This is a genomic window from Streptococcus sp. ELY_137 (assembly GCF_058314515.1).
Genome location: NZ_JBZFUL010000017.1, coordinates 19,792 through 44,513, shown reverse-complemented (window position 1 = coordinate 44,513; position 24,722 = coordinate 19,792). Strand labels below are relative to the sequence as shown.

The 24,722-nt window shown below is 42.5% G+C and carries 21 protein-coding genes; 4 read left to right on the top strand and 17 right to left on the bottom strand.

The window, feature by feature from the left end:
- The 5 genes from AC4HAO_RS09930 to AC4HAO_RS09910 all read right to left on the bottom strand — a co-directional run.
- Positions 1-2,687, bottom strand: a 2,687-nt coding sequence (locus AC4HAO_RS09930) for a GbpC/Spa domain-containing protein (protein WP_491135264.1), incomplete at its 3' end; no start/stop codon positions are given.
- 598 nt (positions 2,688-3,285) lie between these two features.
- Positions 3,286-5,904, bottom strand: a complete 2,619-nt coding sequence (alaS, locus tag AC4HAO_RS09925) for an alanine--tRNA ligase (protein WP_491135262.1) — start codon at positions 5,902-5,904, stop codon at positions 3,286-3,288.
- A 36-nt stretch (positions 5,905-5,940) separates the two neighbouring features.
- Complete coding sequence (locus AC4HAO_RS09920; protein WP_491093979.1) at positions 5,941-6,441, bottom strand: LURP-one-related/scramblase family protein; 501 nt, start codon at positions 6,439-6,441, stop codon at positions 5,941-5,943.
- Positions 6,442-6,695: 254 nt separating this feature from the next.
- Positions 6,696-7,775 (bottom strand): peptidyl-prolyl cis-trans isomerase, encoded by a 1,080-nt coding sequence (locus AC4HAO_RS09915; RefSeq protein ID WP_491135261.1) that lies wholly within the window; start codon positions 7,773-7,775, stop codon positions 6,696-6,698.
- Positions 7,776-7,854: 79 nt separating this feature from the next.
- The gene (locus tag AC4HAO_RS09910; protein ID WP_491135260.1) at positions 7,855-8,562 is read right to left on the bottom strand and encodes an O-methyltransferase; all 708 of its coding nucleotides are present in this window, start codon (positions 8,560-8,562) and stop codon (positions 7,855-7,857) included.
- Positions 8,563-8,818: 256 nt separating this feature from the next.
- On the opposite strand from AC4HAO_RS09910, the gene AC4HAO_RS09905 reads away from it, so the two are divergent.
- The 4 genes from AC4HAO_RS09905 to AC4HAO_RS09890 all read left to right on the top strand — a co-directional run bounded on the left by AC4HAO_RS09905 (position 8,819) and on the right by AC4HAO_RS09890 (position 10,828).
- Positions 8,819-9,010, top strand: coding sequence for a hypothetical protein (locus tag AC4HAO_RS09905; RefSeq protein WP_491093982.1), 192 nt, complete (start codon positions 8,819-8,821; stop codon positions 9,008-9,010).
- 410 nt (positions 9,011-9,420) lie between these two features.
- Positions 9,421-10,170, top strand: coding sequence for a class I SAM-dependent methyltransferase (locus AC4HAO_RS09900; protein WP_491135259.1), 750 nt, complete (start codon positions 9,421-9,423; stop codon positions 10,168-10,170).
- A gap of 12 nt (positions 10,171-10,182) precedes the next feature.
- The gene (locus AC4HAO_RS09895) at positions 10,183-10,530 is read left to right on the top strand and encodes a cupin domain-containing protein (RefSeq protein WP_447451471.1); all 348 of its coding nucleotides are present in this window, start codon (positions 10,183-10,185) and stop codon (positions 10,528-10,530) included.
- Complete coding sequence (locus AC4HAO_RS09890) at positions 10,523-10,828, top strand: cupin domain-containing protein (protein WP_447451472.1); 306 nt, start codon at positions 10,523-10,525, stop codon at positions 10,826-10,828. The genes AC4HAO_RS09895 and AC4HAO_RS09890 overlap by 8 nt, the downstream gene beginning before the upstream one ends.
- 235 nt (positions 10,829-11,063) lie before the next feature.
- Here AC4HAO_RS09890 and AC4HAO_RS09885 read toward each other — a convergent pair whose 3' ends face one another.
- The 12 genes from AC4HAO_RS09885 to AC4HAO_RS09830 all read right to left on the bottom strand — a co-directional run bounded on the left by AC4HAO_RS09885 (position 11,064) and on the right by AC4HAO_RS09830 (position 24,719).
- Entirely contained in the window at positions 11,064-13,508 is a 2,445-nt protein-coding gene (locus tag AC4HAO_RS09885; protein WP_491135258.1) for a DNA translocase FtsK, read from the bottom strand.
- A gap of 117 nt (positions 13,509-13,625) precedes the next feature.
- The gene (locus AC4HAO_RS09880) at positions 13,626-14,690 is read right to left on the bottom strand and encodes an acyl-CoA dehydrogenase family protein (protein WP_491093998.1); all 1,065 of its coding nucleotides are present in this window, start codon (positions 14,688-14,690) and stop codon (positions 13,626-13,628) included.
- A gap of 921 nt (positions 14,691-15,611) precedes the next feature.
- Positions 15,612-16,163: a carboxymuconolactone decarboxylase family protein gene (locus tag AC4HAO_RS09875; RefSeq protein WP_491093999.1), complete on the bottom strand. Its 552-nt coding sequence runs from the start codon at positions 16,161-16,163 to the stop codon at positions 15,612-15,614.
- 1,286 nt (positions 16,164-17,449) lie between these two features.
- Positions 17,450-18,052: a response regulator transcription factor gene (locus AC4HAO_RS09870; RefSeq protein WP_491094001.1), complete on the bottom strand. Its 603-nt coding sequence runs from the start codon at positions 18,050-18,052 to the stop codon at positions 17,450-17,452.
- Positions 18,049-19,143: a sensor histidine kinase gene (locus AC4HAO_RS09865; protein ID WP_491094002.1), complete on the bottom strand. Its 1,095-nt coding sequence runs from the start codon at positions 19,141-19,143 to the stop codon at positions 18,049-18,051. The genes AC4HAO_RS09870 and AC4HAO_RS09865 overlap by 4 nt, the downstream gene beginning before the upstream one ends.
- Positions 19,143-19,889, bottom strand: coding sequence for an ABC transporter permease (locus tag AC4HAO_RS09860; protein WP_491094003.1), 747 nt, complete (start codon positions 19,887-19,889; stop codon positions 19,143-19,145). Before AC4HAO_RS09860 ends, AC4HAO_RS09865 begins: the two co-directional genes overlap by 1 nt.
- On the bottom strand, positions 19,876-20,772 hold the full coding sequence (locus AC4HAO_RS09855; RefSeq protein WP_491135256.1) for an ABC transporter ATP-binding protein: 897 nt from the start codon (positions 20,770-20,772) through the stop codon (positions 19,876-19,878). Before AC4HAO_RS09855 ends, AC4HAO_RS09860 begins: the two co-directional genes overlap by 14 nt.
- Positions 20,773-21,307: 535 nt before the next feature.
- Positions 21,308-21,673 carry an EXLDI protein gene (locus AC4HAO_RS09850; protein ID WP_491135254.1) on the bottom strand — a complete coding sequence of 122 codons (366 nt, stop codon included), beginning with the start codon at positions 21,671-21,673 and terminating at the stop codon, positions 21,308-21,310.
- Between the two features lie 51 nt (positions 21,674-21,724).
- Positions 21,725-21,922 carry a hypothetical protein gene (locus AC4HAO_RS09845; RefSeq protein ID WP_491135253.1) on the bottom strand — a complete coding sequence of 66 codons (198 nt, stop codon included), beginning with the start codon at positions 21,920-21,922 and terminating at the stop codon, positions 21,725-21,727.
- A gap of 173 nt (positions 21,923-22,095) precedes the next feature.
- Positions 22,096-23,649, bottom strand: coding sequence for a hypothetical protein (locus AC4HAO_RS09840; protein ID WP_491135252.1), 1,554 nt, complete (start codon positions 23,647-23,649; stop codon positions 22,096-22,098).
- Between the two features lie 99 nt (positions 23,650-23,748).
- Positions 23,749-23,997, bottom strand: coding sequence for a membrane protein insertion efficiency factor YidD (gene yidD / locus AC4HAO_RS09835; RefSeq protein ID WP_491135251.1), 249 nt, complete (start codon positions 23,995-23,997; stop codon positions 23,749-23,751).
- Positions 23,994-24,719, bottom strand: a complete 726-nt coding sequence (locus AC4HAO_RS09830; protein WP_165209981.1) for a pseudouridine synthase — start codon at positions 24,717-24,719, stop codon at positions 23,994-23,996. Before AC4HAO_RS09830 ends, yidD begins: the two co-directional genes overlap by 4 nt.
- Positions 24,720-24,722 lie beyond the last annotated feature (3 nt).

Below are 24,722 nucleotides of genomic sequence, written 5' to 3'. Positions count from 1 at the left end.
AGATCCCACGTCAATTCGTAGAAATTGGTTGAACCAGCCAGGACGGTCTTGCCGTCAATCACGGTGCCATTTTCATTTTTATTGACCTTGTGCGGTTTGATGTAGTTATTATTGGGATTGTCTGGATCTCCTGGTTTCCCTGGGGTGGTGACCCGAACGATATTGGATTTGACCCCATAAGCATCATTGACCGTTAAGGTAAAGTTATTTTCATAGGTGGCCCCATCGTTCATGACCTGACCGACAATGGTTGGGACGGGGGCAGTGATGCCCTTGGTGTAGTCCTGATTGAGCAGGGCCAGGGTTTCCGCGGTGGCTGTGAAGGTCACCGTATGGGTCGCTTGATCATAGGTGACCTCAAAGTCTGGACTGGCCACCTTAGTCGCTTCGAGGTTGAACTGATAGCCGCTTGGCAGGGGATCGACCAAGACGAAGGAGGTGGTTTCCTCACGGTTGGCTGGTAGTTCAGCCGTTCTCAGTTGGAACTTGACCACTGACTGCTTAGCGACCAGGGTCTTGTCGATATCGACTCCTATGTTATTGGTGATGGCCTTGTTAACCTGAGGCTGGATGGCATAGCTAGCATAGTGGTAACGAACCGTTGGAACAGCGGGTGCCACTGGTGCAGCCGGCGGAATCGGTGCAACCGGTTCAGTCGGAGGTGTCGGAACAACCGGTGCTACTGGTTCAGTTGGTTCAGTTGGCGGCGTTGGTGCTACTGGTTCGGTTGGTGGGGTTGGCGCTACCGGCTCTACTGGAATAGCGGGCTCGGTTGGTGGGGTTGGTGCTACTGGTTCAGTCGGCTCAGTTGGCGGTGTCGGTGCTACTGGCTCTATGGGTTTCACTGGAACACCAACTGCCTTAATATCGGAGTTAAAGGCAAACCAAACTAGATAACGTCCGGTCGACGCGATATCAAAGCTGACATCACTGCCATTAGCCTTACCGACAATAGCACCATACCATTTAAGTGGACTGAGTTCTGTATCCCACTCAGCATAGTCAAAGCGTGAGCCTTCTGCTATAGAATCTGTAGAGTGATCAGCATGAACATCGCCATTTGGATGGGGGACAATAGCAGATCCTGAAATTGGGATCATCTCACCATTAAAGCCAGAGACCCACTCCACTGATTTTAAATCTGAGTTTAAAGAAGAAAAGCTGAACAAACCGCCTGTCAGATCGATTAATTGACCATCAGCATCGTAAAACTTTGCAGCCATATTAATCCTGATGCTCCCACTCATAGCGGGATACCAGAGAGTCTTAGTCGGATCCTTGTATAAGACTATAGGAAGCACCTCATCAGTGATACTTGCCTCTTTCAGAGTGTAGGTATATGTTACTTTTGAGATCTTTTTACCATCAAAAGTTGAATTTTCAAGATTTGTATAGGTGACAGTAAGCGGAACACCTTTGTTCAGAACAACTCTTGTACCATCAGCTAGGTCTTCCATATTATTGATGATATCGATATATTCTTTATAAGGTGTATCGATCGGTAAGGCCGCAATGTAATCTGTTAACTCGTCCTTAGTGTACTGTTTTACAGAAGCCTCTAGACTCGTTATGGCATTATCTTCACGCTTAAAAATTAGAGGTTGGGGCGTTGCCACAGATAGGTAGCCATCTTGATTTTTCTTATTTTCTGCTTCTACCAGTGCCTCTTGATATTTAATGACGTCTTGGTCGTATAATTCCTTATTAAGATCATAAGTTGCTTTATCCTGATCATACTTGGCTTTAGCTGTATCATAGGCTGCCTTGTCCTGATCGTACTTGGCTTTAGCCGTATCATAGGCTGCCTTATCCTGATCATACTTGGCCTTAGCCGTATCGTAGGCTACCTTATCCTGATCATATTTAACCTTGGCTGCATCGTAAGCAGTTTTATCTTGATTGTACTTGGTTTTAGCAATATCGTAGGCTGCTTTGAGGCGATCATATTCTGTTTTAGCGGCATCATAAGCTGCCTTATCCTGATCATACTTGGCCTTGGCTATAGCATAAGCCGCCTTATCCTGATCATACTTGGCTTTGGCCGTATCGTAGGCTGCCTTATCCTGATCATACTTGGTTTTAGCCGTATCATAGGCTGCCTTATCCTGATCATACTTGGCCTTAGCCGTATCGTAGGCTACCTTATCCTGATCGTACTTGGCCTTAGCCGTATCATAAGCAGCTTTATCAATATCATAAACTGCCTTAGAGGCTGAATAATCTTTTAAAGTTGTCTTAATTTCTTCTACTTGCTGGGCATAATCCGCATCGATCTCCGCCTGCTTAGCAGCTGCTTGTTCTGAGGTCTGAACGGTCCCCGCGTCCACATCAGCCTCTTCTTGAACCGTCACACCAGCTTGGTAAGCTTCCTTAACCGCCTGCTCCAATTCTGGTGACGGAGCCTCTACAACCAGCTTCTCCCCATTGTTCTGGCCGGCTTGGGCCTGACTCTGGCTGGCTTGGTCGCTGGCTGGCCCTTGAGCTTCCGGCAGATTAGTCGCTGGGTTGCCTGTTGCTGTCCCGACAACCTTCGTGTCAACACCGCTTGTCGATGTTGTTTCCGATACTTCCTCGGCTGCTGCTCTATAGCCTGTCAGTGACACCAGCGCTGTGGCTCCCAACACAGCACCGCATAGAGATTTCACAACCTTACTTTTTCGAAAACCGTAAACTTGTTTTGCTTTCATTGTTTTCTCCCAATATTTTTCTAAGCAAATCATAATTTGCCTGCTTCATTGTAACATAGAATCACTTTTAAAGAAATACTTTTGTTATACTTTTAATTTATATGAAATCAAAAGTATATTTTTTTGATTATTATAATCTTTTGGCGCCAATTCTTGCAAAATAGGCACAAGCAAAAGCTTATTTTTCTAGCCTTCCAATCTATAAAACTTAGCATTCTTTATTGTATTCAAACAGTATAAAAGGACTATGAGACATCATTTGTCTTAGAGTCCTGAACTTAGATCTGAAGAATCTTGATTCTACCTTCGTTATTTTTTACTAAAATCTCATTGTTACGATATTTCCAAGTAATGTTATAAACATAGTAAAAATTGCTACTACAAGAAGCCGCAGGCAAGCTGACGATAAAAGAGAGGTAAATCGGATTCGATAGCCATGCTAAAAAAGCGGTTAATAGAAGACTGAGGTTTTAATACTAGGCTCAAGGATCTTTAGAACCACTAACATAACTGGTGGTTTTCGACAGTCAAAAAAGCCAAGCTTAATCAAACTTGGCTTTTTATTCCTATCGCATTTGAGACAGTCAGTTAACTCAGCTTAGAGCTTATCCGCCACAGCGGCTAAAAGTGCTTGGATGGCTGAGGCATCTGAACCTCCAGCCATAGCCAGATCTGGCTTACCGCCACCGCGACCTGAAACAATTGGAGCCAGTTCCTTGATGAGGTTACCAGCGTGGACATCCTTGGTCTTGCTGGCAACGAGAACATTGACCTTTTCTCCAATACTTGCAGCAAGAACCAAAATATCAGAGTGGTCAGCTTGCTTCCAATTATCCGCAAAGGTACGCAGAGCACCAGCATCTGAAACCTCCACTTGACTGGCAATGTAACGGATGCCGTTTGCCTCCTTGACATCTTTGAAAATATCGCCTGCTGCGGCAGCAGCAGCTTTTTCTTTGAGTTCTGCGACTTCTTTTTGCAGATCTTTAACTTGCTCGGTCAGATTTTGCACCTTAGCTGGGACTTCCTTAAGCTGGGGTGCTTTGACAGTCGCAGCCACTGCCTTAAGGGCATCCTCTTCCTCACGGAAGGCTTCAAAAGCTTGTTGACCAGTGAGAGCTAGAATACGACGCGTACCAGAGCCGATTCCTTCTTCTTTGACGATCTTAAAGAGCCCAATTTCAGAGGTATTACCCAGATGAGTACCGCCACAGAGCTCGATAGAATAATCACCGATAACCACGACACGAACATCCTTGCCATACTTCTCACCGAAAAGAGCCATGGCTCCCATCTCCTTAGCCGTATCAAGGTCAGTCTCAATCGTCTTGACCGCAATAGCTTTCCAGATTTGTTGATTGACCTCTTCTTCAATACGACGGAGTTCATAAGCGCTCACAGCCTCGAAGTGGGTGAAGTCAAAGCGCAAGAAGTCTTCTTCATTGAGCGATCCGGCCTGAGTCGCATGTTCACCAATGACATTGTGAAGGGCCGCATGGAGCAAGTGAGTGGCCGTATGGTTTTTCTCAACCGCATAGCGACGTTTGTGGTCGATTTCCAAGTGATACTCTGTCCCGAGAGTCAATTCGCCTTCAACCTCAACGGTATGGAGGGCTTGACCATTTGGTGCTTTTTGCACATCCGTCACACGGGCTAGGATATGCCCAGCGGCATCTGTGATGACACCATGGTCAGCAACCTGCCCGCCCATTTCAGCGTAGAATGGTGTTTGCTCAAAGACGAGAAGGGCTTGACCACTAGCTACTGAGTCTGCACGCTCGTTATCCACAATGATAACAGAAAGCTTGCTATCTAGGACTTCCTTCTCATAGCTGAAGGTTGATGGCTCGACGATACCTGCGAGGGTTTCGTTTTGCATCCCCATTGAACCGCCCTTGACAACGGCAGCCCGAGCCCGCTCTTGCTGCTCTTTCATGGCAGCTTGGAAACCAGCATGGTCAATTTTATAACCAGCATCCTCTGCCAACTCTTCTGTTAGTTCAACTGGGAATCCGTAGGTGTCGTAGAGTTTGAAGATGTCCTTACCTTCCAAAGTATCCTTACCAGCCGCTTTGAGATCAGCTAGGAGCTCTTCCAAATGACCGCTACCGGCATCAATTGTGCGGGCAAAGGTCTCTTCTTCGCGTTTAACGATTTTCTCAATAAAGTCTTGCTTTTCCAGTACTTCTGGATAGTAAGATTCCATAATTTTACCAACCGTTGGAACAAGTTTGTAGAGGAAGGTATCTGTAATTCCCAAACGGCGGCCATGCATGACCGCACGACGAAGGAGACGGCGCAGGACGTAACCGCGTCCTTCATTACCAGGGAGAGCGCCATCACCAATAGCAAAGGAAAGAGCACGGATATGGTCAGCGATGACCTTGAAACTCATGTTGTCGCCATCTGGATCGTAGGTCTTGCCTGAGAGATTTTCAACTTCCCGAATAATAGGCATAAAGAGGTCTGTTTCAAAGTTGGTTTTAGCCCCTTGCATAACTGCTGCCAGACGCTCTAAGCCAGCACCTGTATCAATATTTTTACTTGGAAGCTCCTTATACTCTTTACGTGGAACTTTAGGATCTGCGTTGAACTGTGATAAGACGATATTCCAGATCTCGATATAGCGGTCGTTTTCAATATCTTCTGCCAAAAGACGAAGTCCTATATGGTCTGGATCAAAGTCCTCACCACGGTCGTAAAAGATTTCGGTATCTGGTCCTGAAGGACCAGCTCCTATTTCCCAGAAGTTATCTTCAATTGGAACCATGTGACTGGGCTCCATTCCACAAGCAATCCAGCGGTTATAGGTAGCCTTGTCATCTGGGTAATAAGTCACATAAAGCTTTTCCTTAGGAAAGGCAAACCAGTCCGGACTAGTTAAGAGTTCATAGCCCCACTCGATCGCCTCATCACGGAAGTAATCTCCGATTGAGAAGTTCCCCAGCATTTCAAACATGGTGTGGTGGCGGGCTGTCTTTCCGACATTTTCAATATCGTTAGTACGGATCGATTTTTGAGCATTGGTAATACGGGGATTTTCTGGAATGACAGAACCATCAAAGTATTTCTTGAGGGTAGCGACCCCAGAGTTAATCCAGAGGAGGGTGGGATCATTGACCGGCACTAGGTTAGCTGATGGTTCTACGGAGTGGCCTTTTGATTTCCAAAAATCTAACCACATTTGACGAATTTGTGCTGATGTTAATAGTTTCATTGGTAATTTATAACCTTTCTATATAGCTATTCTTAGTTAATTTGAGGCTGAGCTAGCTGCAATCCCAGATTCTTGGGCTTTCACATAATCAATCGCTACGGTTAAAGCGATGACTAGGTCACAGTAAGCTTCATTATAAACCTCAATATTATAAGTTGAGGTCATTCGAAACCACTCCTGTGAGATGCGAGCTACGATTTGACCGTTTTGCAGCAGGTTGAAATTCATATCCCAGAAGTTGCCCTGAACTTCCATATTCAGATTTTCGAGAGAATAATGGGGTTTAAAAAAGCTAAAATCCTTTTTGATGGTAACAATTTGTCCATTGGCTAGATTCACATCAAATTTAGGAAGGAAGGCCCACACCCGCTTTTCAATTTTCCCTACCTGATTTCCAGACATATCCGCAATTGTAAAGGTCTTTGGAATTTTGAAGAGGCTGCCTTCCACTTGATAGGTGGGCATGCCCAGCTCATCATTGATAATAAATTTTCCACCCAAAGACCACATCTTTTGTTTAATTTGAAATGTTTTCATACAGAACTCCTCGGTATAATAAAAAGTTATAAAAAGACAAGTCCACTTTAAGAGAAGGGCGAACTAAGCCGCGGTACCACCTCCATTTTATGAACTTGTCATTCTTCATTAAGTTTATTAAGTTGTTAAGACTGAGTAGCAAGCTCACCCTACCTGTCTGGCTCGCAGCATCCGCCAGATTTCTGAACTGGTATTAAAGGGAAACCATTCTCAATTCCTACTAGCTTTGACGATAAAATCTCAAGTTGGATATTTTATTTAGCTTTTGAAGATGAACTTGATGCTGATGAGTCTAAACCGTAGTTAGACAGTAAAGAGCTGTATGTTTGATCTTCAATAGTCACGTTGTACTCTTTGAGTAAGTTAGCTGTGACTTTATTTGTAAAGCTGCTATCGCTAACTTTTTTGTTAACGTAGACATCTGACAAACGTTTCTTGTAAGCTGTCCAATCAGGATTCTTCTCTGTTTTATCGGTAACCTTGACAATGTAGTAGCTCTTGGAGCTATCATTGCCCGAAACTTCAACGACATCCGAAACAGCATCTTTATCCAACTTGAAAGCCGCCTTTTGGACTTCTTCCGGCGGAAGGTTTTGCGATTCATTAGAAGATGATGCATCGCCCGAATCGAAAGCAACATTTTCTTGACCGTTGTTATCTTTAGCCAATTGACTGAAATCCGCACCGTCAGCTGTAGCTTGCTCATGGAGAGAATCAGCTTTTTCCTTGTCGCTTACTTGGATGTAGCTAACCGTTACAGTTGGGGTATAATCCTTGTACAGCTCCTGTAATTTCTTATCGGTTAAATCCTTTTTAGCAGCTTGTTTGTAAGCATACTCTTGCAGGGCTTGAACTCGCAGACCTTCTTTAAAGGTATCAGCTGTCATACCGTTTTGTGATAGAAGCGTCGTCAGCTGATCACCATACTGCTTAACGTACTGCTGATATTTTTTATCAACGGTATCATTAGACACTTTTTTGCCGTATTTATCCTCTAACATCGTTGAGAAGATCTTTTGCAAGAGGGCAGTCTTTGTAGCATCTGAACCCTTAGAGCTTTCATAAAGATCAGCAACAGTGATTGTTTTCCCCTTCATGCGAACCAAAACAGTCTGCTCAGACGGTCTGCTGTTCATCCACAAGTAAGTTCCGGCTCCCCCCAGAGCTGCTGCTAGGACAATTGTAGCCAATCCTCGAAAGACTTTACTGCCAAAGATCGTCGCTAGAGAATGGAAAAAACTACCTTCTGTTTTTTTCTTTTTCTTGCGCTGGTCTTTTTTAGTACGTCGGTTTTTATTTTTCACTTCATCTTGAAATGCTTTTCTACTAGCCATGTGTCACTCCTTATTTATATTTGGGCTCCCCGCCCTAAACGTTAACTTTTCTATTATAACATACTTTTAGAAATCTTGCCTAGTCCGGTAAAGTTACATCGGAGGCATTCTTACGAATGAGGAGGAGACCATCACTGATAGGTAGAAGACTGGCTGTCAAATCTGGGTTAGTCAAAGTCGCCTCCATCAGCCGTTGGAGTCCGCGATAAATAGCCCGTTGGCCTCGTCTGATCTCGGTGATGGGACGTGTGAGGTCACCGCCTTGAAAAACATCATCAATCACAATGACACCGCCGACCCTAAGTCGCTTAAGCACCTCCGGCAAAAAAACGATATATTTGGACTTAGCCGAATCCATAAAAACAAAGTCAAACTGGGTCTCTAGATTTGCTAATATGTCTGCAGCCTCACCTTCGAGGAGGGTGACTTGTCTGCGTTTATCATAGCAGGCAAAATTTGCTTTAGCTAAATCGATCATTTCTTTATTGCGCTCAATTGTAGTAATCGCAGCCTGAGGCGCATATTCAGCCATCAAGAGAGCTGAATAACCGATAGCGGCTCCTATTTCTAAAATTGACTGCGGTGCCAGAGTCTGCAAAAGAAATCGAAAATAGGCTGCTACTTCTGGCTGAATAATAGGGATATTTTCTTTTTGGGCAAAAGCTGCTAAATCTTTAAGCGCTCCTGTTTCCTGTTTCTGATGAGTGCGCATGTACTGAACGACTTCTTCTTTGACAATAGGACGACGCATATTGCGATTGGCATTTTTACTGTATGATTGAACCATGATTTCATCATATCAGACAGACAAGGAATTTGTAAAGTCAACTGCTGGAAAATTTTTTCTCCCCTAGATATCTTGAACAGGAAAAAAGCAGTTTTTACCAAGAGATTGAAATTTTTTCATGCTATAATAGCATCAGGAAGCTTAAAAGAAATTTCGGACTAAAAAGATTGAGAGGCGGTCAGCTTTCCTTGTATCTACAGTAAGACTACCTAGCTTAATGTCTTAATATTTTTTACATTAGAATGGAGTTGAATTTATGCATAAAGGATTTAAGGCTTTTAAAGATACCCTATCCAAAGAGAGCTTGAAGGCTATCTACAATGAAACCAAAATTGAGGTTGCCAACGAAGAAACAGAAGGGACAGAAGCTTTCTCACTGGCTTTGGCTACCCAGTATGCCGTCAATCTTGTGGAAAAATACCAAGAATGGCTGAATAAGGACAAATAAGCAATAAGGAGTTTAGGACAGTAAAGTTCTAAGCTCTTTTGCATATTCTGAGCGCTTTTTGGCACTTCGAAAACAAGATAAAGACAAGATTGTGATTTCATGGACATCAATTTTCAAATAACCCTAACTTCTACTTGCTGACTCTAAACGCTCCATTAGTTTTTTTGTAATGATTCCAATGAATAGATTTATCCAGTAAATGCTTACTGGGCTGGCTTCTTTTTGTTAGAATGAAGGTCTAAACCAAAACCTATTTTCTACAAACTGAGTAGTCTGCGATCCTGCATAAGCCAAAAGTCTTGGGAGAGCTTGTGAATTCAGAAATAGACTGAACCAAGTTCCGTTCATTTGTGGGATAGGTTAAGCAAGGCAAATTGGCTCTTAGTATCTTAAATAAAGGAGTAAGGCAAATGGCACAAAAAGAACTAGGACATCATTTCTTAGCTAGACTTGGCAAGAAGCGGCTGCGTCCTGGCGGGGTTACAGCCACTAATTGGCTAATGGAACAGGGGCAGTTCAGCAAAGATAAAGAGGTCTTAGAAGTTGCCTGCAATCAGGGAACGACTGCTATTGATTTGGTTCAGACTTATGGCTGCCATGTCAGAGGAGTTGATACTGAGGCTTTAAAAAAAGCCAAAAAAGCTGTTGCTCAGGCTGGTCTTGAGGAATTCATTCAGGTCCAAGAGGCTAATGCCATGAAATTGCCTTTTGACGATAACTCTTTTGACATTGTTATCAACGAGGCTATGCTGACCATGCTCCAAGGCAAATCCAAGAAGCGGGCAATCACGGAATACAGACGCGTCCTAAAACCGGGAGGCCTGTTGTTGACACATGATGTTGCCTATGAGGATCCCCATTTGGAACAGACTTTAGAAAAGCTGAGAACCACCATTAATGCTAATGTCCAGCCCCTTCAAGTTGATGACTGGAAAAATCTTTATCAGGAAATGGGGTTTAGACAAGTACATGCAACCTACGGCCAAATGTCCCTGATGTCTCTGTCAGGGATGATCAGAGACGAAGGCCTTGGGGGGACGTGCAAAATTTTCTACCGAGGCATGAAAAAGGAAAATCGTCAGCAATTTTGGAAGATGTATCGTTTTTTTAACCAAACAGGGAAAGACCTGCGTTATATCGCTGTAGCCAGTCAAAAATAAGGAGGAAATATTATGCGTTATATTGATAAATTAGAGCCTGCACATATTCTGGATTTAAGTAAGGAAGTTCCTATCGCTGAGGAACAGATACTTAGTAAAACCTTAGTTCAGCGACCAGATCTCGGTATGACACTCTTTTCTCTGGATAAGGGACAGGAGATTGGCCGCCACTCCTCACCAGGCGATGCCTTGGTTCAGGTCTTGTCTGGTAAGGTTACGATTACAATCGCTGATAAGAACTTTGAACTCATCGCTGGGCAATCTATCCTTATGCCTGCTGAGATCCCTCACGCCCTCTTTGCCAAGGAAGCCTTCCAGATGCTGCTGACTGTTGTCAAGCCGGAGGCTGATCATGATTGAATCGTTTTCTCATCTTGTAAGCTACTACAAACAGCAGATCGCCAGCCGCTCACTCAGCCAAAAACTTGGGCTCGATCAGACGATTACTCTATATGCTTTTGATAAGGGGGAAAACATCAGCGAAGAGGTCAGTACAGGAGATAAGCTGCTACAGGTATTAGAGGGGCAGCTCCTAGTTAGCTTAGACCATCAAGCGATACAGCTTAAAAAGGATAGTTTGTTAGCAATTCATAAGGGACAGCGATTAGCTCTGGAAGCCTGTGAACAGAGCAAACTCTTGCAGATTGATTTTAATTAAACTGAAGCATTTTTCGGCTTACTTTAAATCATAAAAAAGCCGTTAATCATCTTGGTTCCTCACCTTCAAGCGTTTGGCAGGCTATTGTGCACGATTATTGCTACTCTCACTCATAAACCGTTGAAGCCAACTTTCTTTTATAGCTTTAATTTATCTTGATTTTCTTGAAACCTTAAGAAAGAAAAAAAGAGAGAGACAACCAGAAATCAGCGATTGAGGTTGTACCGCTCTCTTTTTATTGATTGGTCATTAAAACTTTGCGTGGTTTAGTACCTTCAGCTGGTCCGATGACGCCAGCTTCTTCTAGTTCTTCCATTAGACGCGTGGCACGGTTGAAGCCAACCGATAGACGGCGCTGCAGCATGGAGGCACTGGCTTTCTGTGTCTCCAAGACGAGAGCCTTAGCTTCCTCAAATAAGGGATCACCGTCTGCAGTTTCACTGCTCCCAGATAAATCACCGTCTGTTTCGGATACTTCACCTGGATCAAAGCTGTCATCATAATCTGCTTCTGCCTGTTCTTTAATATAGTCGACAATGCGTTCAACATCATCATCAGAAATAAAGGAGCCCTGCAGGCGGACAGGATGGTTTTCGTCAATTGGCTTAAAGAGCATATCTCCGCGACCAAGCAATTTTTCTGCGCCGTTCTCATCCAAAATCGTCCGACTATCAGTACCTGAGGATACGGCAAAGGCAATACGGGAAGGTACATTAGCCTTAATCAAACCGCTGATGACATCGACAGAAGGACGCTGGGTGGCCAAAATCATATGGATACCAGCTGCACGCGCTTTTTGTCCCAAACGGATAATGGCATCTTCAACTTCCTTGCTGGCGACCATCATCAAGTCTGCCAACTCATCAACGATAACAACAATCAAGGGCAGGGGGATGCGTTTCTCATCAGAATGCGCATTAAAATCTTCTACCTTAGCATTGTAACCTGCAATATTACGGACACCAACATGGCTAAAGAGTTCATAACGATTCTCCATCTCATCTACAACCTTCTGCAAAGCCTTAGCAGCCTTGCGCGGGTTGGTAACAACTGGAATGAGGAGGTGGGGAATATCGTTGTAAACTGATAATTCAACCATCTTAGGATCAATCATCATGAATTTGACCTGATCGGGGCGAGCCTTCATTAGGATAGAAGCAATGATACCATTGACCGCTACAGACTTACCAGAGCCGGTCGATCCAGCCACCAGCAAGTGAGGCATACGGGCTAAATCAAAGCTGCGAGCAGTACCGTTAACAGCCTTTCCCAAAGGCACTTCTAAAAGCTTATTAGCGTCTGTCTTGGCTTGTTCCCAGAGCTCACGGAAACTGACTGTGGCGATCTCAGAGTTCGGCACTTCAATACCAACCAGTGATTTTCCAGGAATTGGCGCTTCAATCCGCACATCTTTTGCGGCAAGCGCCAGAGCTAAGTCATCGGCAAGATTAGAGATACGGTTGACACGGACTCCAACGGCCGGTTTTATTTCATACTTAGTGACTGAAGGTCCAATTTCTGCTCGCTCAACACTAGCCTTGATTCCAAAACTGGCGAAGGTTTCTTCCAAAATCTTGATATTCTCACGGACAATCTTCTTTTCCTTAGACTGATTTTTAGGTTTATCGGGTGCAAAAAGATCAATAGTAGGCAGCTTGTAGAGGAGAGTTTGTTTGGGGGTGAAGTCTACTTCAACGGATTCATCAGTTTGGGCGTTTTCCTGCTCTTGTGGAGAGGAGGAGGCTTGATCGGCCCGAGGCACCTCCACTTCTTCATCTGGGTAAGGGAAATGATAGTTTTTAAAATCCTGCTGAGAATAAGCTGGCTCGTCTTCAGCTTCATCATATCCACCTAAAATTACTGGTTCACTGGCCGATGCTGCTGAAGCAAAAGGGCTGTCATCCGAAAGAATTTCGCCTGTTTGGGGATCGATTTGATAATCAAATTCGGCATCCACATCCATTTTTTCTGCTTCTTGCTGGGCTGCTGTCTGCTTAGACTGCCTTTTTTCTCTGCGCTTCTGCTCACGACGGGCTTCCATTTGCAAACTCGTCTGATCAATCCGATCGCTGAGACTGCTGCCTGTGCGCTTAAAGAAATTCATGACATCATAGACATCCCACGAACTCATCAGATAAAGACCCAGAATAATCAAGAGACCACCGATTAAATAGGAGCCAATATTAGAAAATAGAAAGGCTACAGGTTTATAAATAATAGCACCGATCAGGCCACCTCCCATGAAATGGGTCACGGCAACATTTTTTAAATCAGCTGTTACTAAGCGAAAGGTTCCTGCCAAAACGTCCCGTTTTTTCATGACTTCCATAGAGAAGAGGTAGGCATGAAAGATCAGCATCAGACCCGCCATAACTGAGATATATCCTGACATAAAACCGACACGCTTTTGCAACCACTTACCAGCAAAGAGATAAAAGAGCAGTCCAAACATTGCTGGATAGGCTAGACTTCCTACGAGGACACGAACGAGATTATAAGCTGTTATACCAAAGACTCCCAGTCGGATGATCGCAAAGAAGAGCACAAAAGCGGTCAAAAAAGCCACAAGCATTTTTCTGATGGCTTTTTTACGTTCACGCTCTGCCTTAGTTGGGCGCTTGTCTTTCCTACCTTGATTATTCGTTTTATTGTTTGATTTTTTCGATTTTGATTTAGCCATAGTATGACTATTATAGCATTTTTTAGAAGATATGAAGCGAGCAGCTAATTAAAAAATCAGCCCCTATCAGGACTGACCAGATTGCAATTGTAAAAAATTTTACTGTTTTGAGATAGACTAGGCCGCTAAGATATGACGCAATTGTACAGCGCTAGGGGAAACAATGGGCAAAAAAGCTCCTTCCTGCCAACGTCTGGCAAAACTAGAATTTGACGCCTTAATATAACCGCGTCCGCCTACGGCCTGAAGTTCCAAAAGCAGGCTGTCAGCCACCACCTGAACAATATCAATACGCAGTTGAAAAAGTTCACGAACGTGCTGCAAAAAATAGGCAGGGCTCCCTAAGCCACTGTAGAGATGAGTCTTAATACGATTGAGTTCAGCCAATGTATCTTGGTAACTATCTTGCAGTACCAAGCGGTTAGCAGAAAGATTGGTTTCGACCTCAGTCAAAGAGCGCTGAGCTAAACCAAATGCCAGACCAAACTGATAGCCTAGAAAGGCAGGGCGGGTCTCTGCTATAAATCGCTTGGCATCTCGTGACAATACCCAGTTTTCATCTAAGGGGATCATATTAAAGGTCAAGGCGGCTGTGTTAGCCCCTTGCAGAGAAATAAATTCCAAATCTTGCGAACGCTTAATACCAGCGGATTTAGGAACAGCCAAAATTAAAGGCGGCCGCTCATCGCTCTGATCATAAGCTGCAGCAAAAACCGCAATATAGTTATCTGAGCGGACATTAGTCACCCAAGGTAAACGTCCGTGAAGGTAGTAATGCCCATCTTCTTCAATAACTTTAACTTCGAGCTCTTCAATATCTGAAAGGTATTTGACACAGTTCGACAGCCCTGTACCAGCAGACACCCTTCCTGTTAATACATCATCCAACCAGGTCTCTCTGGGATAAGGATTATCACTAGCTAAAATATTTTCAATAAAGGTTCGATGCCCCCAGCTGATAAAAGCAGCTGTTAAAGAATGATAGCTCAGTTCTGTTAATACATCAATAACATCTTGGTAGCTTCCTCCCATGCCTCCCAATTCCCTAGGGACGCCAATCCTAAAAACACCCTGAGCAGCAATACGTTCTAAGAGACTGTCAGCCAAAGCACCTGAATGCTGATCGAGAGTATCAGCATTGTCATCCAACCAACTAATAAAATCATTTGAAAAATAACTCATAAGGTCTCCTTACACCAAGATACCAAGCCGTTAAGCACTCCAAAGGAATTTAGGAAATGGAGTGACGATTCATTGGGAATCGAGCGACATTTATCTAATTCCACAGGAGTGTAGGCGGGTTCAATTATCAAGATACCAAGCCGTTAAGCGACTCAAAGAAATTTAGGGAGCCTGACGAAGAATCTCCGAAGATTCTAGGAGGGCGAGTCTAATTTCACAGAGTCGTAGGCGGGTTCAATTACCAAGATACCAAGCCGTTAAGCGACTCAAAGAAATTTAGGGAGCTTGACGAAGAATCCCCGAAGATTCTAGGAGGGCGAGTCTAATTTCACAGAGTCGTAGGCGGGTTCAATTATCAAGATACCAAGGGCGGTCGCGGATTAAGCAAAAATAGGAGGTTCGACGAAGACGCTTGCGTCTAGGAAGAAACTATCTTTTTTGCACAAGCCGCAGCCCGTGTTCAATTATTAAGATACAAAGAACCGATTCGCTAAGCAAAAATTTCCGATAGGAAAATAGGGGAGCGACGCTGTGTACTTGCACACAAGAAGCGCCTTCTTTTTCCCGAGGAAATTAGGCTCGGGTTCAATTTACAAAGTATCGCTAAGACCTTAGGTCTTGCTCTACTACACAAACTACCATGGTAGTTTGCTATGCCAATTACTAACTTCGAACCTTCGGTACGATCGACCGTAGGTTCGAAGTGTCGCAATTCTCAAGATAGGACAGAGGCTTCTTATCTAAGTGCTCTGCACTTGTTACCAAACGCCAATCACTAGAGTGAATTGGCTAGCTCCCCCATTAATTCTGTTTGATTAGTGAGAGCGACTAACCAAGTTTGATTTTGCAAAACCGCTCTAATTAACCAATGGGTTAGAGGGTAGAATTGCGCTTACAAAGCAAACGTCATCAGAGCAGTCGCTATTTTGCGTAGGGCTGCAATTCAGGATTGATTGGTGTATCTGCCATATTATTAGCATAGTTGCAAAGAGTTGCGAGACTAACCCCTAAAACAACATCTAGGGCATTTTCGTGCGTGTAGCCAGCTTCCAGAAAATCAGCAAATGCTTCATCACCGACACGGCCTTTAGTATTGATAACAGCAATGGTAAATTTAGCCAAGGTATCTAGTTTAGGTTCTGAATCAATAGGAGTACTATTTCTAAGGGCTTCCAATAGATCAGGGGCCATTTGAATCTGCTTAATGGAAAAAGCTGTATGACCAGCTACGCAGAAGGCACAGCCATTAGTCACAGCAGCTGTAATCTGAATGACCTCTCTTTCTGTCGGTGTCAAGCTGTTACGGCGGTTAATTTCTCCTACTGTACGGTAAGTTTCCAAGGCTGTCGGGGCATTAGCCAACAGACCAATCAAGTTAGGAATATAGCCGCCGTTATCCGCTTCAACTGTTTTTAATGTGTCCTGAACAGCTTCCGGAGCCGTTTCAATGGTATGAATAGAAAATGTAGACATAAATATTTCTCCTTTTACTAAGATACGGCAGAGACTTGTTATCTAAGTGCTCCGCACTTGATACCAAACGAGGCTGGACAAAAACTTGTCCAACATTCCTGTTTTGGAATAAGCTCTTGACGCAGTGGTTGGGAGTAAGACTTGTTGGCTAGGCCAACTTAGTCTTACCCCTGCACAGTTCATTAGGTGCTTTAGCACCAATGAGCCACTGCTGGCTGGCTTTCCTTTTGCCACAAGGCCAAAGCGGAAAACTTAAGCAAATGTGATGAACGCTGTTCATCCTATCTCCAATCTCCAAAGGTTCCTCGGACCTTTGGAGCTGTGCGGGGGTGGGAGTGAAACGGTCTGGGGAGAGACCGTCTCAGGTCGCCACCTTAAAACCAGGACGTGGTGAGAACCAAAATTTTCAATTTTTGGGTTGATCCCACTCCCTACCTCACCCACTAACTCCGTTTGGCTAGTAAAATCGACTAACCAAACGGAGTGTCGCTAAGGGCCGTTTCGCTTAACGAAAATTCCTAACCGAAAGAAAGGAAATAGACGTAGAGCACTTGCGTCTAGGAAAAAGCGATCTTTTTGCACAATCCGCAGCCCAAGTTCAATTAACAAGATACAAAGAAGCAGTTCGCTAAGCGAAAATCTCTGACCGAAAAATAGGCGACAGATGCCGTGTCCTTGGACACAAGGAAGTCGAGCTTTTTTCCGAAGAGATTAGCTTCATGTTCATTTATTAATTTCCCCTATGGTATCACGCTAGAACAGGTTTGCCTAATCTATATTTTTTATATTGGGCTATAAAAAATTCGCCTAACAACTATGAGCAGATTGCTTGCTTTCATATCCAATATAGGCTTAAGTGAGTTATTCTTAAATCTTCCCAATTATTCCCAGTCAACTCAAAAACTCCCAGATATGGCAGATGCTTCTGGGAGTTTTTATTTTATAATGAGAAAAATATGCATTTTCTTTCGGACTATGCAGGCGATATTTACAGGGAACTGGATGAGTTACCAAAGAGCTTATCCGAGTTCCCCCCTTGCCCTTTCTGGAAACTATACAAAAGAAATGGACTATCCTTCTCTTAAATTGCGTAAAAAGGGGCTGGAACAGATACTCATGACGCTCAGTAAGCATGGACACCTGTCCCACTCTTTTTGATTTTACTCCTTATTGCTTTGAGAATGAGATTTAATGCAATTATGCTAGCTCACTCTGTCTACATGCACTTCTAAGTTTGTACTGCTCTCCAAAAGTTCGTCAATTAATTTTAGAGCTGCCCAATTTCGTTACAACCATTCATTCTTTTGGGCGATATTGACAGCATCCATGCGGTTTTTGGCATCCAGCTTAGTCAAGATAGATGACATATAGTTACGGATCGTACCGTTTGACAAGAAAAGTTCTTCTGCAATCTCTTTATTGCTTAACCCCCGTGCCACATGCCCTAGTACTGCCAGTTCCTGTTTGCTAAGTGGGTTGCGGCTACCAACTAAATTTTCCATCAATTCAGGTGAGTATTCTTTTTTGCCTGCAAGAACTGTGTGTATGGTCGTCATCAGCTCATCAGTTGAGCGGTCCTTAAGCACATAAGCGTCTACACCGGCTTTGATGGCTCTTTGAAAATAACCTGCACGCTTGAAAGTCGTTACAATGATAACCTTGATGTCCATGCCCTGATGCTCACGAACCCACTCCAGCACATCGAGTCCCGTTCTCTTTGGCATTTCAACATCTAGAATAGCGGCATCAACAGCCTGTTTTTGCAGCTGAGCTATCGCTTCGTCTCCATCTGCAGCCTGATAAATTTCCTCCACATCATCTTCCATGAGTAAAAGCTGACAAAGCGCATCCCGCAGCATGGCCTGATCTTCTGCAACTAATAATTTCATAGCCCATCTCCTTCTTCTAAGGTCACACGAATAAGCGTTGGATTTTGGTTAGATAAAATCACAACATCTCCCTTAACCAGCTGCAGGCGCTCTTTGATGGAATGCAACTCCTCACCAGTCAGCTGGGCAAAACCGCAGCCATTATCACTGACATCAATCACTAGCTCACCAGTTCTGTAGAGCTTGATGTGACACTGATTAGCTCCAGCATGCTTAATAATGTTGGTGGTTAGTTCTCGTAAAATCATGGTCATGCTAGACTGAATAACTGGTGATAGCGCAGCTAAGTCCAACTGATTATCCACTGTCAGGCCAATGTCTGACAGGGCAAACACCTCGGTGATATTATCTAATTCCTCTGCCACTGTACGGTACTTAAGGTTGTTAACCAACCCGCGGACATCTTTCATTGACTTCTGACTGATTTGTTTGAGCTCCAGCAGTTCCTTGCGAACAGCGACTGGATTATCTTTATCGAGCTGTTTGAGCGCCAACTCTGTCTTTAAAGTCATCATGGCAAAGGTATGTCCCAGCGTGTCATGTAAATCTCGTCCGATTCTATTGCGTTCATTTTCAGCGGTCAGGAGATTAATTTCCTTATTTTTCTGATAAATTTCCTCTTTAACCTTACTTTCCAAATAATTCTGCCGCTGAAAATAGTGCATAGCAATGATAAAGGTGGTAATCAGCACTGTCATTACTTTTTCTATGACTGTTGGGGTAAAGAACAATCCCCACATCATAACAATCATTAGACCAAGCATATAAGATATCGTTCGGTAGCTCCGCATGTCATCTCCAAATCGCCAAACCAACAGATTCACGAGATAAAAGAAAAACCACATCATATTAGGCTCAATCGCAAAAGTCATTCCAAGAATATAGCCAAGCAGATAGAACCAAAGGACAGCAAGTATGCTTTGATACTGATTACGAAGGTGGATAATCAAAATATAGGCTATCATGAACAAAAGAGACGGCCCCAGCGTCCACATAGGATAATCAAACCACAATACCCCTCCTAAGGGAAAAATCATGAAGACCAGCCCTACATAGTAGAGTGAGTCTGTTTTTTGAAAGGGTTGAAACATTAGTTTACCTCAAGTTTTTTTCCGACTGCCAGAGCAATCATTAAAACTATGATAGCATATCCCAGAAGAATGAACAGAGACTGAATGGAAAAATCATCTTTGAAATAAGAAATCAAAAGATTATTGAGGTGGTAGGTTGGAGTCACCTTGGCTAGTTTCTGCATGAAATCTGGGAAAGTCTGCACTGGCATCCAGAGGCCGCCCAAGACAGCCAAACCCAGATAGAAAATATTAGCAACCAGCGAGAGGGTTTGCGAAGATTTGATATGGGCAAAAAGGGCACCAAAGGGCATAAAACAGACGGCTCCAGCAAATAAAACCACTGCACTGAGCAGCCAATCTTTGGCAGACATATCGACATCCTTGAAAAAATATCCTGCGGCAAAAACCACCAAAATAGCTAAGACAAAGTGAATAAGAATCGTTAAAATTTTACTGATATAGTATTGCCATATAGGAATGGGACTGTGCTGAATACTTCTGAGGCGGTTGCCATTTCGATCTTCTTGAAAAGCAAAGGGCAAGGAAAAAAAGGCAAAACTAAGGCTGGAAAAGGCTGTCATCTGCATCATGTACTGACGCACCCAATAGGCAACTTGGTCTTTAGGCATACTGTCTTCATTGGCCCATATGCTGGTAAAGAGGAGAAAGAAAACTAGCGGCATGCCAATCCCCATAACTAGATTGGATAAAGAGCGTTTATTGATGAGGTACTCCTGATAAAGGATTGCTTTAAGCGTTTTCATGATCATTCTCCTTTGCCATATCAAAAATAGTATTTAAAAGCGTACGATTGGTTATTTCGATGTCTTCAATTGGGCACTTGGCCTCTGCCAGTAAATCCCAAATATGCTGAGGTTGCCTGCTGCTAAAGGAAATAGTGTCTGTCTTGATAGTCAAATCTTGAATATTCTGCCCTTCAACAGCAAAGAGGTAGCCAGCAGGTAGGGTAAAGACCTTCTCCTTTTCTTCTGAGCGCATCAGATAAGGCGTCGTGTCCCGCAGTAATTTTCCTTGGTGCAAGACCAAGATCCTATCTGCCGTATGCTCTACTTCTTCAATGTAATGGCTGGAATAAATAATGGTCTTGCCAGCCTTTTTCAAGTCAGCAACAATTTCCCAAAAACGCTTGCGCGTATTGGTATCCATACCGGCTGTCGGTTCATCCAAGAAGATGATGTCAGGTTGGCCAACCAAGACTTGCACAAAGGCCAGAAGGCGTCTTTGACCGCCAGATAATTTTTCGGCGAATTGATGTTTTTGCTGGTCAGAAAATTGCAGCAAACCATCAATTTCTTTATCAGACAGAGGATCTGAATAAATAGCTTTTTGAAAATTGAGGAGCTCAGAAACCCTCATCTTTTCTTCTGTCAGGTTCTCCTGAAAAAGGATGCCTACTTTTCCTTTAAGCTGCGAAGACTGGGGATTCTGCCTCAGTACAGTGATGGTTCCTTCTGTCTGAGCATAATCTCCCAGCAGGCAGTTAAAGAGTGTTGTTTTGCCTGAACCATTAGGTCCAATTAAGGCCAGACAATCGCCCTCCTTAACCTCAAAGGAAATACCCTCCAGAACCTTTTTTGATTTAAATTGTTTGGATAAGTTTGAAACGTTTATAACAGTAGTTGCCATCACTATACTCCTTTTACTAAGATACGGCAGAGGCTTGTTATCTAAGTGCTCTGCACTTGATACCAAACGAGGCTGGACAAAAACTTGTCCAACATTCCTGTTTTGGAATAAGCTCTTGACGCAGTGGTTGGCTGGCTTTCCTTTTGCCACAAGGCCAAAGCGGAAAACCTAGCCAACTGTGCGGGGGTGGGAAGACGAACCAAAATTTTCAATTTTTGGGTTCTTTCCCACTCCCTACCTCTCCCACTAACTTCGTTTGGTTAGCAAAATCTACTAACCAAACGTCGTGTCACAAAGGGCGTCCACAGATACAGTCAAAATAGGGATTGCACCGAAGAGTCAAGAGAAAACTCTAGGAGAAATCATCCCTTTGACACCATCCGCAGCCTATGTTCATTTTTGATATAATGCCGAACCCCCAAAAGGCAAAGCAAAAATAGGAAATTAGCAGAAAATCCTGACTTTCTAGACGGTTTATCTTTTTTACACAGCCTTTAGAGCAAGTTTATTTAGGCGGTGTGTTTTCTAATGATTTCTAAATATCTAGATATTCGGTGACTTCACCATGCTGAACTTTTTCCGCCAGTTTGTGAATGATATCTTTTCCCAAATATTTTGTTAAAGATTCCAAATCATCTGCCACTTCAAAAAGTGTATTTTCATTAATATCACTTGGATCAAAGTTTGCGTTTTCTCTGTCTTTATTCCAGTAATACCAGTTAGGATCTGTTCGTTCATAATAAACATAGTGTTGCTTTTTTGTCAGGTAAACTCTTTTTGAGATTTGTTTTTGTTCATCCTCAGTTTTGACAGTGTGGGAGTAAATTTTAATCCCTTGAAAGATTTTATAGCTGCGGATACCATCTTCTAAAAGTCTAAGTTTAATTTCCTCATAGGTCATTTTAGTCCCTCCTTTGTAACTGTTAAGGTAGGAGAAGGCTGCCCTTTCTTCCTAATCAGCCAATTCTTCGATAAGAAATTTAACAATACTGATTAGAACAATCGCTGAAATTAACAAGCCTATGAACTCTCCAAAATACGAAAAGACAGTTTCAATCTCCAACTGTTCAAAAACAGTTGGAAAGACACTTAAGGCTACGCAAACTACTCCAATAAAGGTATAAATGATATCAGATACTTTGATTTTCATAATATTTTCTTTCTGGTTTAAGTTTACCGAAACAGAACAAAACTTTTCAGCATCTAATGTCATGACATGATATGACAAAAGTCATGGGGGATAGTCCAAACTGACAAAATAATTCATCCATGATAAAAGAAGTGTAGAAAAAGCCAAGCAACAACTTGGCTAATCTCTTATATTCATGTGACCCATTCTAACTTAATGGCCTGTTTGTAGCTCTTTCCGCTTGGGTAGCGAACCAGTAATTCTGCTTCCTGAGGTCTAGTCGATAGGTCTGTTAACCAGATGAACGCTGTTTCGTCAGGAATTTCATTAAGGTTTTGAATCGCCCACTTGCCATTTGAACTCAGAATCTCAAATTCTTTTGAATACAATTCCAATGTATCTTTGAATTGTGGTGGATAAACAGTGATATCTCCATAAATCAGGTCATAAAGCCACTCAATAGACTCATGATAAATTTTGGTTATTAGATTAGTTTTTCTGTTGAATTGAACGATCGGAACATATACAGCAGCAAAATAAATTAAACGATCTAGCCCCTTAAAAAAAGTGAAAAAAATTTTATCTGGATGCTCCTTTTCCATGAATTCAATTAAAGATATAACTAGATTTGTATCTTCAGTTAGAAGTAAATAAAAATACAATAATAAAGAGCAAAAGGTAAGTGTTACTCTCAATTGAAAAACATTCTGATTTACTTTAGCTTGATTACTCTTAGTATTATTATTCCCCTCTAACGGAGTAATCTTTGATGATTGTAACTTCCAGATATCCTTAGAAATAAGAAAATTGAGCAAGGAAAATAATATGAGTAAACCGCCCCACATCTCTATATTTATTGCACCTGCAATAAATACCGCTATAACAATCAACAATATTTCTGTTTTGGAGCCAATAATACTCATATAAGCATATAAATAATACAAGGAACTAACTACAAGTAGTCCTAAAGCTGTATAATCAATACCGAGTAATAGAATGCCTTCTGGCTTAGATCCAACAATATAAAGAGCAGGCACAAGAATATTAAACCATGGAGTAAAAAGACTTAATATAAAATTAATAATAAAATCTTTTGAGTTTCTTGAATCCAATTTTTCTTGAACAGAGTACCTTTTGATCTTATATAGAATCGAATCAGAAATGATAACTTTTCTTATATAACTGCTCTTTATCTTAGACCAATCATAGAGCAGCTTTAAGATTCCACAAACAAATGAAATACCTAAAAAAACAGTAATTATTATGACTTTATTTCTAGTCTTTTTAGATAACAATCGAATTCCTAAAAGTTCAATAACACTACCACTATCTTTAAATGGTACAAAAGCAAAAACTATAGCAGATAATAAGAAAAAAAGTTGAGCAAAACAATTTCCATACTTTTTCCAAAAATTTAATTTTATTTTTTCATGCTTTATTAATTCAAGATTGCTCAAATTTAATTTATTCTTTTTCTTATTATAAAAGTAACCTAACCAAAGATACTTTTCATCATCACCTATTCTGACTTCCACTTCTCCTTTTTTAATTTCCTTCAATAACTTCTTCTTTTTCTTTCTGTCCGACTCCTGCAAGTATTGTGAAATTTGCCCCTCTACCCTCTTCTCAATATTATCTATATTAGAAACTAGATCTTTATCTAACTCAATAATTCTCCGCTTATCCGATTCATAATTTTTTGACTTTTCGATTTTAGGTTTCAGCGTCTGTTCACTATTTAAAGTCATTACTTTAATCTCCATTCTTGTTTTAAATTCTATCTCATTCCTCCATTCTATCATAGGTATCCATATATGTGCTAGTTCCTTGAAACACAAAAACCAAGCCTACTTTGACTTGGTTTCTCGATTTCTTTTTAAACTAAAATGATCGGGCACAGGATCATCACCGCCTTCGACGAAAGGATGGCAGCGTAAAATTCGGGCGATTCCCATGAGTAGGCCTAGCAGGCCATGCTTTTCAATAGCTTCAACCATATAGTTGGAGCAAGTGGGATGATAGCGGCAAGAAGCCGGTGTTAGAGGGGAAATCAATTTTTGATAGAGGCGAACTGGAGCGATCAAGAGTTTTTTCATTTGGTCTTTGTAACAGCCGCATTGTGGAGCTGGCTGATTTCTTTTTTATTAAGGCGGCGGGATTCTCCTGGGCGCAAACCGCGTAAGTTAAGGGTGCCAAATTGGGTGCGGGACAGTTTATCTACTAAGAGGCCGACAGCTTCAAACATCTTCTTCACTTGATGGTTGCGGCCTTCATGGATAGTTAGCTCAACGACCGAGCGATTCTTATCAGGCTCAACCTTGATGATATTGTAGCGGGCAGGTCCTGTTTTCTTACCATCGATCACCACGCCCCGTGTCAGGGGCCGCAGATTTTCCTTAGTCGCAATGCCCTTGACCCGTGCCAGATAAACCTTATCAATCTCATTGCGGGGATGAATCATCTCGTCGGTAAAATCGCCGTCATTGGTCAAGATTAAGAGACCAGTGGTATCCCAGTCCAGTCGGCCGACAGGGTAAATGCGCTCTTTGACATCTGGCAAAAGGTCAATGACGGTCTTACGTCCCTTATCATCCGAGACGCTAGAAATCACGCCCCGAGGCTTGTTTAGGAGGTAGTAGACCTTTTCTTCATTATAAATGGGCTGGCCAGAGACTTCGACTAAATCACCATTTTTGACATTGGTAGCCAACTCTGTCACTGTTTGACCATTGATACTAACCAGACCTTTTTTAATCAGCTCTTCTGCTTTTCTGCGACTGGCTATACCAGCGTGGGCAATGTATTTGTTAATTCTCATGAT

What these genes read in the sequence shown, in the direction of transcription:
- AC4HAO_RS09840 (WP_491135252.1), bottom strand. Translation starts at nt 23,649, where the DNA reads ATGACTTTAAATAGTGAACAGACGCTGAAACCTAAAATCGAAAAGTCA.
- AC4HAO_RS09895 (WP_447451471.1), top strand. Translation starts at nt 10,183, where the DNA reads ATGCGTTATATTGATAAATTAGAGCCTGCACATATTCTGGATTTAAGT.
- AC4HAO_RS09885 (WP_491135258.1), bottom strand. Translation starts at nt 13,508, where the DNA reads ATGGCTAAATCAAAATCGAAAAAATCAAACAATAAAACGAATAATCAA.
- AC4HAO_RS09910 (WP_491135260.1), bottom strand. Translation starts at nt 8,562, where the DNA reads ATGGTTCAATCATACAGTAAAAATGCCAATCGCAATATGCGTCGTCCT.
- AC4HAO_RS09850 (WP_491135254.1), bottom strand. Translation starts at nt 21,673, where the DNA reads ATGACCTATGAGGAAATTAAACTTAGACTTTTAGAAGATGGTATCCGC.
- AC4HAO_RS09860 (WP_491094003.1), bottom strand. Translation starts at nt 19,889, where the DNA reads ATGAAAACGCTTAAAGCAATCCTTTATCAGGAGTACCTCATCAATAAA.
- AC4HAO_RS09875 (WP_491093999.1), bottom strand. Translation starts at nt 16,163, where the DNA reads ATGTCTACATTTTCTATTCATACCATTGAAACGGCTCCGGAAGCTGTT.
- AC4HAO_RS09915 (WP_491135261.1), bottom strand. Translation starts at nt 7,775, where the DNA reads ATGGCTAGTAGAAAAGCATTTCAAGATGAAGTGAAAAATAAAAACCGA.
- AC4HAO_RS09855 (WP_491135256.1), bottom strand. Translation starts at nt 20,772, where the DNA reads ATGGCAACTACTGTTATAAACGTTTCAAACTTATCCAAACAATTTAAA.
- AC4HAO_RS09920 (WP_491093979.1), bottom strand. Translation starts at nt 6,441, where the DNA reads ATGAAAACATTTCAAATTAAACAAAAGATGTGGTCTTTGGGTGGAAAA.
- AC4HAO_RS09900 (WP_491135259.1), top strand. Translation starts at nt 9,421, where the DNA reads ATGGCACAAAAAGAACTAGGACATCATTTCTTAGCTAGACTTGGCAAG.
- AC4HAO_RS09870 (WP_491094001.1), bottom strand. Translation starts at nt 18,052, where the DNA reads ATGAAATTATTAGTTGCAGAAGATCAGGCCATGCTGCGGGATGCGCTT.
- AC4HAO_RS09845 (WP_491135253.1), bottom strand. Translation starts at nt 21,922, where the DNA reads ATGAAAATCAAAGTATCTGATATCATTTATACCTTTATTGGAGTAGTT.
- AC4HAO_RS09890 (WP_447451472.1), top strand. Translation starts at nt 10,523, where the DNA reads ATGATTGAATCGTTTTCTCATCTTGTAAGCTACTACAAACAGCAGATC.
- yidD (WP_491135251.1), bottom strand. Translation starts at nt 23,997, where the DNA reads ATGAAAAAACTCTTGATCGCTCCAGTTCGCCTCTATCAAAAATTGATT.
- AC4HAO_RS09830 (WP_165209981.1), bottom strand. Translation starts at nt 24,719, where the DNA reads ATGAGAATTAACAAATACATTGCCCACGCTGGTATAGCCAGTCGCAGA.
- alaS (WP_491135262.1), bottom strand. Translation starts at nt 5,904, where the DNA reads ATGAAACTATTAACATCAGCACAAATTCGTCAAATGTGGTTAGATTTT.
- AC4HAO_RS09880 (WP_491093998.1), bottom strand. Translation starts at nt 14,690, where the DNA reads ATGAGTTATTTTTCAAATGATTTTATTAGTTGGTTGGATGACAATGCT.
- AC4HAO_RS09905 (WP_491093982.1), top strand. Translation starts at nt 8,819, where the DNA reads ATGCATAAAGGATTTAAGGCTTTTAAAGATACCCTATCCAAAGAGAGC.
- AC4HAO_RS09865 (WP_491094002.1), bottom strand. Translation starts at nt 19,143, where the DNA reads ATGTTTCAACCCTTTCAAAAAACAGACTCACTCTACTATGTAGGGCTG.